Below are 16,943 nucleotides of genomic sequence, written 5' to 3' on the forward strand. Positions count from 1 at the left end.
TCTTACTCCTTTGCGAAAAAGTCCTTGGTCAGCTGCACCACCGTGCCGGAAAGCAGCAGCAGTGCAATCAGGTTCGGAATACTCATCAGGCCGTTAAAGGTATCGGCAATGCTCCAGAGCAGCCCCAGATCCATCGTAGCGCCGAGGATTGCCACAAAGGAGTACACCACAAAGAAGGGACGCACAACCTTGTCGCTGTGGCAGAGGAACGCAATAAAGCGCGAGCCGTACAGTCCCCAGCCGATGATGGTGGAGAAGGCAAAGCAGCACAGCGCCATCGCCGTAAAGAGGGACGCCCAACCGCCGTAGGTTGTGGTAAAGCCGGAAATTGTCAGCTCTGCGCCCGCCGCCGCGCCGTAGTTAACCGGCGTACCGCTGCACAGAATGACCATCGCGGTCAGCGTGCAGATGATGATGGTATCCGCAAAGACCTCAAAGATGCCGAACATACCCTGCTTGACCGGCTTTTTGGTGTCTGCGCAGGCATGGGCAATGGAGCCGGTGCCCAGGCCCGCCTCGTTGGAGAAGATGCCGCGGGAAACGCCCTTCTGCATACTGATAAACAGGCTGCCGATAGCGCCGCCCGTAAAGGCCGCCGGGTTGAAGGCACCGGCAAAGATAGACTCGACCACGCCCGGCAGGCGCGGAATGTTGAGAAGGACAACGCCCCCCGCCAGCACAATGTAAAACAGCGCCATAAAAGGCACCAGCCGTTCGCTGACGCTGCCGATGCGCTTGATGCCGCCCAGCAGCACCATGGCCACCAGCATGGCAACGATGATTCCCACCACAAGGTTCAGGGTGGAAAGTGCATCCTTCCCCACAACGTTAAACTCTGTCAGCGCGGTGTCAATGGCCGCCACAATCGTGTTCACCTGTGTGGCGTTGCCGGTGCCGAAAACCGTCAGCACGCCGAACAGCGAGTAGAGCACCGCCAGAAACTGCCAGCGCTTGCCCAGGCCGTTTTTGATGTAGTACATCGGGCCGCCTACCCACTCGCCTGCCGCGCTGCGTTCCCGGAAATGCACGGCCAGCGTGACCTCCGCATATTTGGTGCACATGCCCAGCAGCGCCGAGCACCACATCCAGAACACCGCGCCCGGCCCGCCGATGGCGATAGCACCCGCCACACCGGCAATGTTGCCGGTGCCCACCGTGCCCGCCAGCGCCGTGCAGACAGCCTGAAACGGCGTCATGGCGCCGTCCGAGGCATCCTTTTTGCGGAACATACGCCCGATGGTGGTTTTGATGACATACGGAAATTTGCGAATCTGCAAAAAGCGCGTCCGTACGCTGAGCAGCAACCCTACGCCGATGATGCAGACCATTGCCGGGACGCCCCACACAAAAGTGTTGACGGCCTGATTGACAGCCGCAATCGTTTCAAGAACCATAGAATCCCATTCCTCTTACTTTTGTTTTCCCTTCTGCCGCAAAAAGCAAAAAAAGGCCTACACTCCCGGCGGCATTGCCGGGCTTACAAGCCTTCTGTCCATTTGTGACAAACGTGACTTATATCACTGCTATTTTAGTATAGCACCCTGCGGCGGGATTTGCAATCCCCGCCTGTCGCATTTCGGGCGCGGATATTACAGAGATTAAAGCAAAAGATGGAAAGCTCTACACTTCCGTCATATTCGACTGCTTCGATTTGAGTGTTTTGGGTATTGCTATGAGTACAAACATGAAGGCGGAGTTGTGCGTTCAGACATTGGACAACGCAATGGCTTCTTATCCGGCTTTGCGCGGTACTATCCTTCATTCCGACCGCGGTGCTCAGTATACAAGCGATTTGTACCGCAGAGCAATCACACGGTATGGTATCCGGCAAAGCATGAATAGTGCAGGCGGTCGCTGCCATGACAATGCTCGCTGCGAAAGTATGTGGGCCAGAATGAAGACAGAATCACTATACGACCGCTACGACCCGGAACAGTTGACCGTGGAGCAGCTGAAATCGCTGGTCTGGAGATTCTTTATGAGTTATTGGAACAATCGCCGCATTTGCTCTGCCAATGGCGGCTTACCACCCATGGTGAAACGCAATAGATTCTATGCTGCTCAGACAATGGCTGCATAATGTGGTTACTCTTTGAGTTTTATCTGTCAACTGATATTGACAATATCATACCTCCAACTATATCTATTTACAGCCTTTCCATATCTTTTTTAAATTCGTTCATACGGACATCTGTGTTAAAGAAATGGAAACCCCAGATTTTGTACTTGTTGTCATCTACAAAGATTTTTGTTGTGACTGCCTTGTCCTCGATTTCAAGCAAGAAGTCCTCTTTCCACTTGTCATCAGCAATGAGGTGTGTTCCTTTTGGTTCAATGAACACTTGCAGCTGCTCATAGCCCGCATCGTTCTGTTTATGTAGAAATAACAGATAGTCTGGCTCAAAGCGTTCACCACCATCAAATGAATAGATGTGCAGCTGGCGTTCATTTCTGACAAGAAACACTTTATCGTACTTCTCTTTCAAGTGGGGTATAAAAGACTTGAAATAAGCGACAAATGCCTTTTCTTCGCTTGTTCCGAAGTTGTCTTCAAAGGCAAACCAATCTTCCTTTGACAAGTCAATTTTCCACCCATTCGGAACAGATGCATCGTTCTGAGAATAGCCTAAACCGCCGTCATGCACGATGGTATAGTTGCACTTTTTGTCTTTGAACATTTCGCTGATGCGTGTAGGCTTAAATTCTGTCGTGCCGACATAGGTTATTTCAATATCAGAAACAGACTCAGCGACTTTTCCCAGAACATTTACACAAGCAGAGAAAAGAATGGACGGCGTAGGCGTTTCGTACTTTGATGTGATTTCAATCTTAATCGCCCCCAGATAGTTCGGACTAGTTATAAACTCTCTGGTAGACTTCAAATTAGGGAAATAGCTTTTCAGAGTATTAAACTTGAACACGCTGTATTTGCAAAGTGCCTTATGGACGATTGCGTAATTCATATCGGCAATCGTCTGAATGTCCGTCCGATAGGTGTATGTTGCAACAGCCTTTTCCGTCAGCGCATTACCCGCTCCGAAAATGGTATCTTCGCCAGAGCTGCCCGTTGAGAGCTTAACAGCATAGATGTGTTCTCGGACAGACGGAAGCAGTCCGTCAACATCATTTCTGCTTTTTTCAACTCGGTCATTCGTGAAGACAAACCCCTCACGGTACAACGAATCTGCCTTAAAAGTGTCTTTCAAAACATAGGTACGAACCGTCTTATTCTCAATGTCAACGCCGATTTCACGCAGCGCATTATTAAGTTCACCGATATAACGGCTGTCATTCTGACAATGATAATAAAGTTCCTCGCAGATACGCAGCGGATTGTCAATATCAGTATCGTACTTTCGCTTGTATTTTTCCTGCTCATCGTCAATCTGAAACGGACAATAGCGTGCGCCACGACCGATTAGCTGTGCTTCTGAAATTGTCGCAGGAGATATTCTTTTACCGCTTGACTGTCGTGTTTCATATAAGCGGACAATATCAAACAGATTGAGAACATCCCAGCCCTCATCCAACTTCTTGACCTCAAAAACGGCACGATATGGATTTGTTGCATCTTCCAGAGAGTTTAGCGCAATCTGTCTTGCCGCCGCTTCCTTGTCATCGTTGGCAGAAATACAATGCTCTGCGGAAAAATCATCCCGCAATTCCTGCGCCAACTGCTCAAAACTGATACCGTTCTTCTCAAAATAAGCGTATGCTTCACCCAGCGTTTCATTGTCCGTCAATTCGGAAACACGACGCAGCTCATCACCCGTCAGATTCTTCACGGTGTCAATAAAATCTTCCATGAACGCATTGCTGTCCGCAATTTTTGCTGCTTTGAACAGCACAACAGGCTTTACAGACAGGCGATTGTCTTGAAACACTTTCAAACGGTACTGACTCAGCATTATCGCTTGAATCGCCCGTTCCATAACTGACACATCGGAGCGCAGAGTCTTGATTTCTTTGGAGTAGCCGTCTGCTCTGAATTTTGAAAGCGGATAGTCATATACGATTTTGCTTTCGTATTCAGCCCGAATCTGCGGATTGTGAATATCGCAGGTAGCCGTAAACTCAAGCAGCACATTATCCTTGTTCATTTCAAAGATACGGCGCACTGTATATTCCCAACTCTTATAATTGTCCTGTTCGTCCTTGTTCTTGGCAAGTGCCTTTGTGTCAACATTCAGATGGTGCGCTTCATCCGAGATAAAAACGACCTTTTTATTTGCGAAATCGTCATCGGACAGGGCGTTTTCCTTTGCCGTCCACATATCTGAATGAAGCCCTTGCGTTGTCGTAAAGCAGATATTGATTGCATCATCGTCCGAATACTGGAAGTTGCTCACTTCCTTAATCTGGACACGCTCACCGTTCAAGCGGATTTCATCGGCAAACAGATATTTGCTTGAAAGAGCGTTCAAGAAATTTTCTCTCGTTTTGTTGACGATATTTGACAGGTTTACAAAGAACAAGAAGTTGCGATACCCTTTTTTGTAAAGGTACAGCATTAATCCAGCCATTATCATCGTCTTGCCAGAACCAGTTGCCATGTGGAACAGCGTTTGCGTCGGTTTGCGGCACATTTTTTCATTTTCAAAGTAAGTGATGAAGTTTTCAAATGCACCTATCTGATACGGGCGCAGCTCGAAACGCTGATTCACATTCTCCTGTATGTACGGCGGAATCTCGGTGTAACTGCCGAATTCCCGCAGCGTGTCAAGCTGTTCGTAAAGAAACGGCATCGGTTACACCTCCCCGTAAAAACTCTTTGTAAACGCCTTGTCTTCTTCCGAAATAGCGAAAGTTTCGTCTTCTATGTCGCAGTAATTCACATACAGCTGGTTCTTATCAAGCATTTCCATGAGGAAACGCTTCTTATCGGAAAGCGACAGTTCCGTAAAGTCGGCATCACCCAAATCAATATCCTTCGGATTGACCTTGCAGCTGATAAAGCCCGTTTTTAGCATATCCTGCCAGATGGCAACAATCTCGGCATCGTTGGACGCTGCTTGAATGTTATCTACATACTTTTGGTTAAGTTTAAGCAATTCAAAATATGCAATACTTGAGTCTGTAGCTATCGATTTCATAATAGCAACATTTCGGGGCAGCGTATCCGTTTCAACATAATCCATTTGTTCAACAAGGATGAATTTTCTCTTTCCACCGTCTTTGTTAATTTCCATAACGGCATGACCCGTTGTTCCACTGCCGCCAAAGAAGTCAAGAATTATTGCATTTTTATCATCTTTAACAATGGAATTTATACAATCGACAACATTCCAAATTGATTTTGGATATGTAAATTTCGTATCTGGAAGAATGCTTTTCAATAATTGTGTGCCATTAACACTTGCGTCATATCGAGAATCCGTCCAGACAGTTTTATATACACCGAAGTTTTTTCCCAACTCAACATCATAGCCTGTCTTTGTCTTTTTGGCTCGAAGCATTTTCCAGATGCTGTCCACAGTTTGTCGAGCGTATCTCCACTTGCGCTCAATGCCTTTTACATCAATCGGATACACATAATATTTCCCATCAACAATCTCCGTCTGTTTGGGGTGATAATCATCTGGAGAAACATCTCCAAAACCAACTATTTCCCCATTTTCAATGATAATTGGATAAAAACAATTTTTGGCATCTGTTCTTTCAGACTCGCTTCCCCAGTTTCTCAATGGTGACCATTCAATTTCATCTGCCGCGAGCGTGCGATTGCAAATAGTCTTTTTACCTTTTGGGGTAACAAAAATTGCAAATTCGTGAGTGTAAGAGAAGTTTGTGCCAATAGTACCACGAGGATTGTGAATCACAGTAATGCAATCAACATCATATTCGGGGAATAATTCTTCTATTAAAATTTGAAGTCGGGGCTGTTCATTTTTATCAATAGCTACAACAAGTACACCGTCACTGGTCAGAAAGCGCTTTGCCAACTCCAATCTTGTTTTCATAAAAACAAGCCATGTAGAGCGATTAAAGGTATTGTTGTAACAAAATGTGTTTGCATTGCTTGTCGGATTATATGGCGGGTCAATATAGACACATTTTATTTTCCCTTCATACCTCTTCAGCAAAGAGGATATTGCCAGCAAATTATTCCCTTTAATTATAAGGTTATCTGCATCACTAAAGTTGTTAATCGACGTAACCCCGTCTTTTGTGAACCTTTTGGCGTTTGTAAACACCTTCGGATAAAGAAGTCTGTCAACCTCATCGGGCGCAAGCGTTTCATTATAGAAAATCTCGCTGCGCTTCTGGTCTTCTTTGGTTTGCCCACCCTCAAGGACGCAATCCTTGTACGGAAAAACAAGCTCCACATCGTTCGATGTGGAAATGTAGTCGCCGTTCCCGTTTACCAAACCGATTTTATTCTTATAGCGTGTATAAGAATCTGGGAGGAATTGACGGTTATTGATGACCCATCCGAATCCGACCTTATCAAAAACAGAAATACCCTCAATATCCGTGAAGAAGCGTTCTCTTGTAACTTCGTTGTTATAGAGCAGCTTTAGCAAGGCACTGTCCATCTTCATAGCAGCTTCATAGACAGCGTTGCGGAGCAGTTCACCCTCTGCCGAAAAGAACCTTTCATCTTGTTTCAGTACACTGATAACGGTATCAAAAAAATTAGCCATCGTTACGCCCCTCCGCCGTTTTATCTTCGTCAACATACTCGATAATATCACCGTATGAAATACCGAATGTTGCACAGATTTTATTAAGGATAGTCATAGAAACTTCTTCGCCCTTATTGATTTTTGTCCATGTATTCGGTGAAATGCCGCACTTCTGGCGGCACTGTGCCTTTGTAATATCATGCTCAAGACAATATCGAAAAAGCGGTTTATAGCTAACCATTGACGACCTCCTTATGAATACAATATTCCATATTAAATATTATAACACAAGACTCGCTAAAGTTCAACAGTTTTTCGCAAAAAGTTACGAATTTTTCACAATCAAAAAGCCGAATTGATACCCACTCGGTCAATTCGGCTTTTTCATTTAGAGTACAGATAAGAAAATAGTTTTCGGAAAACGGTTTGTCTGGGTCTCGCTACATACCCACTCCCCAATTTGCCGAATCCAGCAAATTCAGTCGGGGCAAGCAGCCCGAAAAATGCTGTCGCACCGAATTTTTGCAAGCAAAAACTCTTTTTTCGTACTGTATTTCGCTCGACCCAGACGGCTACGCCGTTTGGGAATGGTAAAAACATTTTTTCATTCGTAGAATATAAAAAATGCTTTTTCAAAGGAGGTACGCCTATGCGAAAAGCCTTGTCGCTTTTGCAGAAATTCCGGGTCATATTGATGGAGTACTCCGCGCCGCCGCTGTTAAACCCGCCGCCATGGATATAGAACAGCACTTTCTTGCGGTTGGCGCCGGGTTTACAATACCAGTAGCCATAAGGCGTTTTCTCTTTCACGGTGTTTTTCGGCAGAGGCAATTTCGTACTGTTTTCCCTGCCTTGGTTTCGTACGGCCTTGTAATCTCGGGGAACATAGTGAATGTTGTTCGGTTTTGATTTTTTCAAAGCGTTCATAATGAGCCTGAGCATCAGTCCGGGCATAGTGCATTTCTCCTATTTTTCATAACGGATTCCTCTGTTTCAACTGTTCGCCCTGTCAAACGGTGTACGTCTGCGTGCCGCACTCCTGCGTGCGCTCAGTGCCGTCCGGCAGGCGGACGGTGGCCGTACAGTTTGCGGGGACAGTCACGGTGAACGCGCAGTGCTCTCCGTCGCGCACCCAGCCGCTCTCCACCATGCCGAAAATGCTTTGATAACACGCTTTTGCAGAAGAGAAATGTCCTCCGGGCTGCGGCGTGATGACGAAGTGATTCTCCCCGTCCACGTGGATTCCGCACATCGTGTCAAACACCCAGCGGCACACTGCGCCCTTCGAGTAGTGGTTGAGCGAGGCGGGCTTGGTCGTGTTGGGACCCTCCCAGTTCTCCCAGATTGTCGTCGCGCCCTGCTTTGGCATGCACAGCCAGCCGGGCAGCTCCTCGTTTTCCAGCAGGTGGTAGGCGTACTCCACATCCATCTCCGTCAGCACGTCCAGAATGAAGGGCGTAGAGAGAAAGCCCGTGCCGAGCCGCCAGCCGTAGTTGTCCAGCGCCTTCAGAAGGCGTTTTTGGGCATATTTCGTCTGCTGTTTGTTCAGCATCTTCAGATGCAGCGGGCGCACAAGTTTCGCCTGTCGGTCGGTATCCAGCGAGAACTTCGGTACCGTCATCAGGTGCTGATATCCCTCCCGTACTCTGGCCGCGACGTCCGCATACCGGGCGGCATCGTCCACGCGACCCAGAATGGCGGCGATCTCCTGCATTCTGTCCATCAAAAGCGCGATGTAAGCCGTCGTCTCCTCCGGGTGCGGGAAGATGAACTCCGAAACCGCAAAGTCCTTCACGTCCGCCGGCTCCGCCCACTCGCCGTAGGACTGCCCGTAGTTGCTGATCTGCTTGCGGTATCTCCGGCTGATGCCCGTAGGGCGTGAGGGGAAGTAGAACTTACCGAGCGTCCCGATCTTGTACTCGGCATAGCGCGCCATCTGCGGGAAGTTTTTCTCCAAAATGACCACATCGCCATACTGCTTGTAGATGTCGTACGGGATGAACACGCCGGCGTCCGACCAACCCGCCGAGCCGTCCATCCGGTTCATATAGGAGTCTACGCCGCCGTGCGGGGCGATTTGTGTGAAGCACCCCTCTTTGTTCATCGCGTCAATCAGGTCGTTTTCGTATTTCTGCGCCATCGGTGCGTAGGAGAAGAAGAAGCTCGCCGTCGAGCAGAAAATCTGTGCGTCGCCGCTCCAGCCGTGGCGCTCGCGGGTCGGGCAGTCGGTGGGCAGGTCGGCATGATTATTCTTCGTACTCCAGACCGTGTTCTCCGCGAATTTGTTCAAAAGCTCGTTCGACGTCTCCACCCAGCCGGTGCGCTCCATCGACGAGTACACCGCAACAGCCGTAAAGTCTGCCGCTTCAAACGCCGCGTCCGTCTCCACCAGCACGTACTGGAAGCCAAAGATGGCAAAGCGCGTCTTGTACTCGTTTAGACCGTCCCTGCAGGTGAAGATCACCTGCTGCAAGGGCGTCACGCGTTCCTTCTTCACAATCTGGATGTTCTTCTGCGTGAACTCACCAGCTTCGTCCAGCATCTCGCCGAAACGCAGGGTAATACGCTGTCCGGCTTTGGCGTTCACCCGGAAGGAAAGATATCCAGCAATGTTCTGCCGGAAGTCCAACACGGTTTTGCCCGCTGGCGTGGTGATCCGCGTAGCGGTCAGGTGCTCGTGCTCCTCCACCGGGACGTTGTTCGACGCCGTTGGCACGCAGGTGTAGGCGGTCTCCCTCGCCTTCCCTGCATACGAGGGCGCGAGGTTTGCGTCGTACACCTCGCCATCCTTGTTGTCGGCAAAGCGGACGGGTCCGTCGCTGCTCCACTCCCATGTGCCGTCGGTGATGACACAGTGCGCACCACCGTCCGCGTCCGTCCACTCCAGCTGCGCCAGCAGCTTCGTCTCCGTGCCGTACTGATTTCTCAGGCCGTTTGCCCCGCAGCTGCCGCGGTACCAGCCGTCCGCCAGCTGGAAGGTCAGCTCGTTTTCGCCCTGCTGCAAAAGGTTCGTCACGTCGTAGGTCTGGTACTGAATCCGCTTGGGGTAGCCAGTATGCCCCGGCGTCAGCACAGCGGTTCCGATGCGTTTGCCGTTGAGGCATCCCTCGTACAGACCGCAGGCGGTGGCATACAGCCGGGCCGAAACAACATTTCCGGTAGAAAACACCTTGCGGAAGCAGTCCACCGGGTAGCGCGTCTTCGGGTCGATCTTGTAATCACCGGCGATCCACTTTGCACGCCAGTCGCCCGCCTCCAGCAGCCCCATTTCAAAAAAGGCGCTCGTAGCCTCGCCCTCCGCGCCCGTCTCGTCCCAGAGCCGGACGCTCCACTCGATGCGTTGTCGGCTTTGCAGCCGCTTGCCCCCATACGGGATATGCGTCATCCGGGACGATGCCACCTTCCCCGTGTCCCACACGACCTCCCCTTCGCAGCGTGCCGTGATGCGATACGCCGTCTGCCGCTTCCCGCCCTCGCAGTTCCAGAACAGCCTTGGCTCTATCACATCAATCCCGACGGGATTTTCCAGATATTCGGTCCGTAAATGAATGGCTTTCATATTTTATACCCTCATTTCTGCGTAGAAAACTTCTGCTATGCCTGTATTCTATCAGACAAACCGGACTTGCTATATTAAAAAACGGATTCTTTTAATACTTTCGTGATATTCTATCAAAATTTCTGCTCTGTTTCGCCCGGCACCCGCCCCAACAGCAGAAAGACCCGGAGACTCTCAAAAAGTCTCCGGGTCTCGCCGGTGAAGCGCTGCACTATCCAATGTTCTCTCTGTATTGACTGGGCGTCATGCCACACTGTTTTTGAAACAGCCGCGTGAAATAGCTCTGGGAGGAATAGTTCAGATAAGCTGCAATCTGAGACAACGGATAACCCGTGTGCCGAAGAAGGTACTTGGCCTCATTGATTCTTTCCTGGTTGAGATAGTCCCGGATGCTAATGCCCATTTCATCGCGGAAGCGCAGGGACAGGCTGCGAGTACACAGCCCGCACACGCCGGAAAGCTGTTCCAGGGTGATGTCCTCATGCAGATGCACCGAGATATAGGCCAGACATTGCCGAATCAAGCCGGATGCGGCCGGCTTGTGTCGAAGTTCACCTACCCGATCACAATAATCCAGCAGCATCCGGATGCTTAGCTCCTTGATGAGGGCGGGTTCCGAAAGGAAATCCATACGCTGGCAGTACAGGTCGCTCAGGTTCAGCACGGTTTCCTCCGACAGTCCGCCGCGGATGGCCGCCCGGGCTGTCACGGTGGCCAGAACGATAAAGATATACTTTTCCTGCCGGAGGGCATCGCTGGACATCCGACCGACGCGACCTGAAACCGGTGTGTTCAGCCGCTGTTCCAGCTGGGCACGGTTGCCATGTTCCACAGCCTCACAAAGACTCATTTCAAAGTCCATGGACGGGTGCGGTTCAGCGGATTCCCGCTGCTCAAAGAGCCGTTCTTCCAGACAGGACGGGTCTTGTACCATAGAGGTATAGACATCCATGAACAGAATGTCCTCTTTTTTAACGCGCGTTTCCAAAAGCAGATCCGCGATCAGGCACAGCTGATCCTTCACCCGTTCCAAGGTCATTAGCGGCACTTGCAGAATCAGGTCGCAGGTGCTCTGCAAATGCTCAGGCCGACCGACAGTCGTCACCATACTCAAAACCTCGTTTCGCGCCCGGCGGATCGGGCTGACGAGTCCAAGAAGCAGAAAGCAGTCCGCCTCCAGCTCCATTACGCCCAGAAAGAACCCCGGTTCGATGAAGCTGACCAGTGGGTGCGCAGCGTCTCTCCCCTGCGCCCGGAAATCGTCCAGAACGATGGCGGTGGCAAAGAAATTCACCGCCTCGTATGGGATCTCAGGGAATGACACGATAAGGTTTCCATCCCCATCCAGCAAAGAGAGCGGGACGCGGGTCACACAGTACAGGGATTGCAGCTTTTCAATCCAGGCATTTTTCACGGCGAAACATCTCCTTATTTCAAATAATATCATAAAATTACCATATAAATCAAGTAATTATTATAAGCACAGGGTCTGACGTGCTATGATGTAGACACAAGCCAAGGGGCGCGTCAAAATCAAACAGACAGGAGAGAATCAAAATGAGTAAAAAGCAGCTCGGACTTGACAGCATGGGGATTCAGAAGACCATGCGCTTGGGCGATTATCTGGCCGACAGCGGCGGACAGTTTGCGCTCAACAGCATCAGCGGTCTGATTGGAGCTATCACCTATTTCTACACGGACAAAATCGGTGTGGCCGCCATGACGGCCGCCAACGTCCTACTGATTGCCAAGATTGTGGACGCCTTTACCGACCTTATAATGGGTCGCATCATGGACAACGGCAAAAGCCCGAAGGGAAAGTGCCGCCCGTGGTTTTTGCGCATGGCGATTCCGACCTTTGTGGTAATTGTAGCGTTGTTCTCAGTGCCCAGCGGACTGAGCAGCCCTATGCTGTTCGCGTACCTGTTGATTACGAACGTACTGGCCAGCGCCGTCGTCTCCACTGCCATCTCTATCCCCTACAACGCGATACAGTGTATGCGCACCCCCAGCATTGAGGAGCGCACCAAGATGGGCATCTTCCGGTCCATTATGGGCTATCTGATCGGCATGATCATTGCCATTGCGCTGGTGCCCATCACCAACCTGCTGGGTGTAAACGGCGTGGCAGATCAGGCCGCGTACATCAAATTTGCGGTGGTCTTGGGTCTGATCAGCATGGTGCTTTTGCTGATCCTGTACGCCAAAAGTGCGGAGACGGCCACTGCCGAGCAGAAGCAGGACGACGGCGTACCTTTTGTGAAAGCCATCGGTATGCTGTTCAAAAATAAGTATTGGGTCATCGTTCTGATTTCGAACCTTTTCTCCGCCGTGATCTTCGCGCTCACCAGTGCTTCCGGCACCTATTACGCCAAGTGGATCCTCGGCAACGACAACCTTGTGGCCCTGATGGGCGCGGTAGGTCTGATCTCCACCTTTGTCGGCTTCGGTGTGGTCGGTCCTATGACCAAGAAGCTGGGCATCCGCAAGACCTTGATGATCAGCATGATCATCGGTATCGCCGGTTCTGTGGTGCGTATCTTCTTCCCGGACAGCCTGATCGTTTTGATGACTGCCGGTCAGCTGACCAGTTTCGCTATCATCCCGCTGATGTGTGTCTGCGGAACCATGAACACAATGGCCATGGACTATAACGATTATCTCTATGGCAACAAGATCGTAGGTATGTCTGCCTCTGCCTCCAGTTTCGGCAGTAAGGTCGCCGGCGGTCTGGGCGGCTCGCTGATCGGCTGGATCCTGGCAGTCGTCAACTATGACCCCACCGCCACCGTCACCACCACGGCCGTGCGCTACGGCATCTACGCTTTTTCCATCTACATTCCTCTTGCTATGATGGTGGGTCTGCTGCTGCTCACCAGCCGGTTTGACATTGAAAACCGCTACACCGAAATCTTGCGGACGATACAGGCGCGCAAGAAAACGCAGTCTCCCAATGTGTAAAGCATAAACAGACAAGGGCGGCACCGGATGGAAAAACAAGGCTGCAACCCGTATCTTCCCATGTAGAAATACATCCTAAATGAAAAAAGACGGCAAGCTGTACAAGCTGCCGTCTTTTTCGGTTGTGGGCTTTATCGATTCAGATGCCTTTGAAAGAATTCACATTCTTCCCGGTTGCAGCGATTGGCCGCTTCCGAACGGATATCGCAGTGAAACACATGACCCAGCACATGATTCCGATCTCCATAGTAGTGATATTCCGCTTCCGCCCCCAGCTGATGCAATCGTTCCACTACAGCCAGCCGGGGGCAAAGTAGGTATCGCTGACAGATGCGCCGTTCAGCTGCACCTCATACATTCCCAGCGCTGTGGTGTACAACCGCGCCTTCGCCACGGATCCGCTGACCGTGAATGTTCCAGTATAGACTGGGCAGGCAGTGGATTCCGCAGGCTAGTCGTGGGTGATCCAGCAGGCCTTGTCCCCTAAAGCCGTGCCCTGCAGCAAACCGCTCTCAAATCTTGCCGTAGCCGTGGCGATTTTGCCTCGGTTGTCCCATACGGTGACGGTCTACTGTTAGGTGGTGTGGGGCTGCAGATTGGGGCCCAAGTACTCGGTGAGGATGCTCTGCTGCGTCTGCACGCTGCCGGAGTTCCAGACCGACCGATCCGCGGTTTTCACGGTGGTCTGCCGGGCGGTCTGCACCACATTCTGCCCGTCGCTCTCCAACTTGCAGCCGAAGCGCGGCCGCACTCCGTCCAATCCTATGGGATTGTGCCTGTATTCTATGGACAGGTCCTAGAGTTTCAACATAGTATTCGCTCCTTTTTGTTGATCTTGCAGGGAAATGTGTCTTTTGCTTTGTTTTACAACTTCATAATAGCAAAAACCCAGAGACGGAATATATCAAATTTCTGATTACTATTTTCATTCTACGACAAAGCGCGTATCTTTTTACCGCATTTTCAGCAAAAGTGAGGAGACGCCTTATATTTGACAACCAACCTATTAGGAATGACGGTTTTCCTACCAAATGTTCCTTTTTGCGATTAAAATGGAAAACCTGAAAACAAACTGAAAACTGTCAAAAAAGCGAAAAATCCCCGCAGCCAACGGAAAATTGGCTGCGGGGAAATTGAAAACATTCTGAAAACAGCAGGATTTATTCTGTTTTTTCTCAAAAAAATTGCCCCCTCCCCTGCCAAATTCCGGAAAGCGGCAGGAAAAGTGGGCATCAAGTTGGGAAAACCGCACTAAAATGGTTGGACAACACTGTAAAACCGTGTCCAAAAATCGGTTGGCGAAATCGCCGATTTTCGACGCTACAACAAAGAAAAAAGACTGTGACAACTTTTTCATCACAGTCTTATGTGTGAGTGTGACAAAAAAGATACCCTGTTTTGAAAGTGGAAAATCAACGATGCAGAGAAATTTTATTGTTTTCTTTTGCTAAAGGGTCACTGCAGCATCCATTCCAGATACTTTGCTCTTGTAATTGTCCTCGCCCTTAATTTTTCCTTTTGGCTATACCACTTTTTCAATAATTTTTCCACTTCCTCAAAATTATCAAAAAGCAGAATCGTGTCAATCGGAACGCTCCCGCCGCAGCCATGTTCCCAGTCATACCAAATCATCAAGCGAATAATGTCCTCCGGTGTTTCTGCCCTTGTAAAGAAATTTTCTTCGCGAACATTCAACGCTTTGGCTATGTCTTTGGTTCTGCTCTCTTTGGGCGTTCGGAATCCTGATTCATATTGGGCAATGCGATTTGCTGCGTTTCCATCCAAGTGCAGTCGTTCTCCCAGTTCCCGCTGCGTTAGTCCTCTGTGCTTACGAACCAGCTTGATTTTCTCTCCCAGCTTCATAGCTACCTCTTTCCGATAAAAGTGAAAAAGGGCATACCCAATCGAAGATGCCTTATCTCCGATTGGGTATGCCCTCTTTATTTTTATGCCAGCCGCATGGTCTTTTTGTAGCCGCCGATGAACCGTATTTCAATTTCATTGCGTGCCCTTACCGTAATTTTCTCAATGATTCTCGCGGTCAGCGCATCGTCATATTCTTGAATTTGCAGATCCTTGGCTGACAGCAGCATCTCCGGCTGGCTGACTTTTTCCTGTCGGGCGGTGCTGTCCTCGATGGCTTTTTTCAGACTCTTAATTTTATTATTCAGCTTTTTCAACCTGTCATCCAGAAACGGGGTATCCTCATCGAAGTCCAAAGACATTTCCAGCAGACGGTCAAATTACTGCCGGGTCTGTTCCAGCAGCTCCTGCAAATTGGGCTTTGTACTTTCGCCGGTCTGTATGTCATGAAGGATGCCGTTGATCTGGGCAGCGACCTCATCGGTGAAGTTTGCTGCCAAATCCTGCACCGCTTTCAAAATAGCACGGTGCAGTTCTTCTTCCGGGAGGGACGGTGAACTACTGCAGAATTTCGTGCCATACTCGATGCGGTTCTCGCACCGCCAGACAATTTGTTTTCTGCCGTGGATAGTAGGCATAATATTACCTCATTTCAGCCGTTCACACAACGGCTGATTTTATCTTTTTAGTACATCATGGATTTTTCTTCAATCTGCGAGCACGCTTCTTCAATAGACGTACCAGCCTCCAGCGATCAATTCGCTTAGGCACCTTTTGATAAATTTCCCGATAATCTACTGTTTCTGGAATCCACCGTCCGTTTTGAGTAATGCTGTGCCCATCAAGCAGATGAAGGAAGAAGGATGCTTCGATGATTACGGAAATAGAATTGCTTACACCGGAGCCAATATGATTGTGTTGGTACAGATTACGAGGTCCCTGAAAGAAACCCATAAGCATATACCTGATGCCGTCCTGCTCATTGCGCTCCGATTCGTTTTTCAGATCATTGATTGCAATAAGGGGAGCCCTCTTTATTTCGCCGGTTTGCTTGTCTATTTCAAAAGAAAGTGCTCTTGTCGCCAGATCGAATCCATGCGAATCCAGGCCTGACTTCTTTTTGAGATAATTTTCCACAGCCACGAAGGCTTCACGTGCTGCCGACTCAAACTCGGATTTATATATGAGTTGCACCGCATCCGATAACGCTGCGTGGATATTGTATACCTCAAAAAATCCTTTGAGCTTCTTTAGCGAATATGACATTAAACTGCCGCAACAAGGACAGAATGTAAAATCATAAAAGTCAAACCCATATGTACCGTTGCGATATTCCCTAAGTTGCTTTTTTCTGGGTGGAAGAGAACACCCATTAGGACAAGCGTATTCTTCTCTCCTCATTGCTTTCACCTCATTTCAACTACTCACTTACCCGCTGGAAAGATTACAATTTCAAAGGATAAGCATCCAGCTTGTTTTGCGCATTTATGTAGGATTTATAAATATTTTTGATTCCAGCTTCTTTTGCCATGCTTACAGCAAGATTTTCCTCTGTTACGCCCATTCGCAGGCCAAGAATTATACCGCTTGGGATCCATTCCATCATCACCGGCGGCTTCATAATGCAGCCAGTTATCATTCGCCATTCTTCATCGTATTTATGGCACTCTTTTTTGATTAGGGTCGTTCTTTCTTGTTCCCATAAAGCACTTCCCATACCTGCATATAGCTCTGGAGGAATCTGAGTTGCGGTTGTCTCTGCTATTTTACGGAGCATAACGAATTTCGCAAATTTGGTTGCATCATAAGGCGTGTCCGAATAATAAATCGGATATAGCGGCGTTCCGTAGTTCTTGATTCCGCAATTAGCGCATTTTTCCTCCTACAATATATTTGTGGGTAGCCCCACGGCATCCAGCCGTGTTGCTATCCAA

16 protein-coding genes are annotated in these 16,943 nt (G+C 49.3%); 2 read left to right on the forward strand and 14 right to left on the reverse strand.

Going from position 1 to position 16,943, the window contains the following annotated elements; translation table 11 throughout:
- Nucleotides 1-2: 2 nt before the first annotated feature.
- Nucleotides 3-1,394: an alanine/glycine:cation symporter family protein gene (locus NE623_RS02390; protein ID WP_256270799.1), complete on the reverse strand. Its 1,392-nt coding sequence runs from the start codon at nucleotides 1,392-1,394 to the stop codon at nucleotides 3-5.
- Nucleotides 1,395-1,588: 194 nt separating this feature from the next.
- Here NE623_RS02390 and NE623_RS02395 point away from each other — a divergent pair, with 194 nt between their 5' ends.
- On the forward strand, nucleotides 1,589-2,080 hold the full coding sequence (locus tag NE623_RS02395) for a transposase (protein WP_370866666.1): 492 nt from the start codon (nucleotides 1,589-1,591) through the stop codon (nucleotides 2,078-2,080).
- Nucleotides 2,081-2,147: 67 nt separating this feature from the next.
- On the opposite strand, the gene NE623_RS02400 is transcribed toward NE623_RS02395, so the two are convergent.
- The 6 genes from NE623_RS02400 to NE623_RS14850 all read right to left on the reverse strand — a co-directional run bounded on the left by NE623_RS02400 (nucleotide 2,148) and on the right by NE623_RS14850 (nucleotide 11,509).
- On the reverse strand, nucleotides 2,148-4,745 hold the full coding sequence (locus tag NE623_RS02400) for a DEAD/DEAH box helicase family protein (RefSeq protein WP_256270798.1): 2,598 nt from the start codon (nucleotides 4,743-4,745) through the stop codon (nucleotides 2,148-2,150).
- 3 nt (nucleotides 4,746-4,748) lie between these two features.
- Nucleotides 4,749-6,644 carry a site-specific DNA-methyltransferase gene (locus tag NE623_RS02405; protein ID WP_256270797.1) on the reverse strand — a complete coding sequence of 632 codons (1,896 nt, stop codon included), beginning with the start codon at nucleotides 6,642-6,644 and terminating at the stop codon, nucleotides 4,749-4,751.
- Complete coding sequence (locus NE623_RS02410) at nucleotides 6,637-6,867, reverse strand: helix-turn-helix domain-containing protein (protein WP_256270796.1); 231 nt, start codon at nucleotides 6,865-6,867, stop codon at nucleotides 6,637-6,639. The genes NE623_RS02405 and NE623_RS02410 overlap by 8 nt, the downstream gene beginning before the upstream one ends.
- Nucleotides 6,868-7,010: 143 nt before the next feature.
- Nucleotides 7,011-7,580 carry a hypothetical protein gene (locus NE623_RS02415; protein ID WP_256270795.1) on the reverse strand — a complete coding sequence of 190 codons (570 nt, stop codon included), beginning with the start codon at nucleotides 7,578-7,580 and terminating at the stop codon, nucleotides 7,011-7,013.
- 55 nt (nucleotides 7,581-7,635) lie between these two features.
- On the reverse strand, nucleotides 7,636-10,185 hold the full coding sequence (locus NE623_RS02420; RefSeq protein ID WP_256270794.1) for a family 78 glycoside hydrolase catalytic domain: 2,550 nt from the start codon (nucleotides 10,183-10,185) through the stop codon (nucleotides 7,636-7,638).
- Nucleotides 10,186-10,396: 211 nt separating this feature from the next.
- Nucleotides 10,397-11,509 carry a helix-turn-helix transcriptional regulator gene (locus NE623_RS14850; RefSeq protein ID WP_256270793.1) on the reverse strand — a complete coding sequence of 371 codons (1,113 nt, stop codon included), beginning with the start codon at nucleotides 11,507-11,509 and terminating at the stop codon, nucleotides 10,397-10,399.
- A gap of 233 nt (nucleotides 11,510-11,742) precedes the next feature.
- On the opposite strand from NE623_RS14850, the gene NE623_RS02430 reads away from it, so the two are divergent.
- A complete protein-coding gene (locus NE623_RS02430; protein ID WP_256270792.1) occupies nucleotides 11,743-13,146 on the forward strand; it encodes an MFS transporter in 1,404 nt (467 codons plus the stop codon).
- A 292-nt stretch (nucleotides 13,147-13,438) separates the two neighbouring features.
- Here NE623_RS02430 and NE623_RS02435 read toward each other — a convergent pair whose 3' ends face one another.
- From NE623_RS02435 to NE623_RS02465, 7 genes are all read right to left on the reverse strand, one after another.
- Nucleotides 13,439-13,540 carry an alpha-L-rhamnosidase N-terminal domain-containing protein gene (locus tag NE623_RS02435; protein ID WP_256270791.1) on the reverse strand — a complete coding sequence of 34 codons (102 nt, stop codon included), beginning with the start codon at nucleotides 13,538-13,540 and terminating at the stop codon, nucleotides 13,439-13,441.
- Nucleotides 13,541-13,720: 180 nt separating this feature from the next.
- Nucleotides 13,721-13,939, reverse strand: a complete 219-nt coding sequence (locus tag NE623_RS02440) for a hypothetical protein (RefSeq protein ID WP_442490231.1) — start codon at nucleotides 13,937-13,939, stop codon at nucleotides 13,721-13,723.
- Nucleotides 13,940-14,601: 662 nt separating this feature from the next.
- Nucleotides 14,602-15,009, reverse strand: a complete 408-nt coding sequence (locus NE623_RS02445; RefSeq protein ID WP_256270789.1) for a helix-turn-helix domain-containing protein — start codon at nucleotides 15,007-15,009, stop codon at nucleotides 14,602-14,604.
- Between the two features lie 83 nt (nucleotides 15,010-15,092).
- Nucleotides 15,093-15,365 (reverse strand): hypothetical protein, encoded by a 273-nt coding sequence (locus NE623_RS02450; RefSeq protein WP_256270788.1) that lies wholly within the window; start codon nucleotides 15,363-15,365, stop codon nucleotides 15,093-15,095.
- 24 nt (nucleotides 15,366-15,389) lie between these two features.
- A complete protein-coding gene (locus tag NE623_RS02455) occupies nucleotides 15,390-15,647 on the reverse strand; it encodes a recombinase zinc beta ribbon domain-containing protein (protein WP_256270787.1) in 258 nt (85 codons plus the stop codon).
- A 55-nt stretch (nucleotides 15,648-15,702) separates the two neighbouring features.
- Nucleotides 15,703-16,410: a TIGR02391 family protein gene (locus NE623_RS02460; RefSeq protein WP_256270786.1), complete on the reverse strand. Its 708-nt coding sequence runs from the start codon at nucleotides 16,408-16,410 to the stop codon at nucleotides 15,703-15,705.
- 43 nt (nucleotides 16,411-16,453) lie between these two features.
- Nucleotides 16,454-16,786: a hypothetical protein gene (locus NE623_RS02465; protein ID WP_256270785.1), complete on the reverse strand. Its 333-nt coding sequence runs from the start codon at nucleotides 16,784-16,786 to the stop codon at nucleotides 16,454-16,456.
- Between the last annotated feature and the right edge of the window lie 157 nt (nucleotides 16,787-16,943).

The organism is Gemmiger formicilis (genome assembly GCF_024462815.1).
Lineage (GTDB): Bacteria > Bacillota > Clostridia > Oscillospirales > Ruminococcaceae > Gemmiger.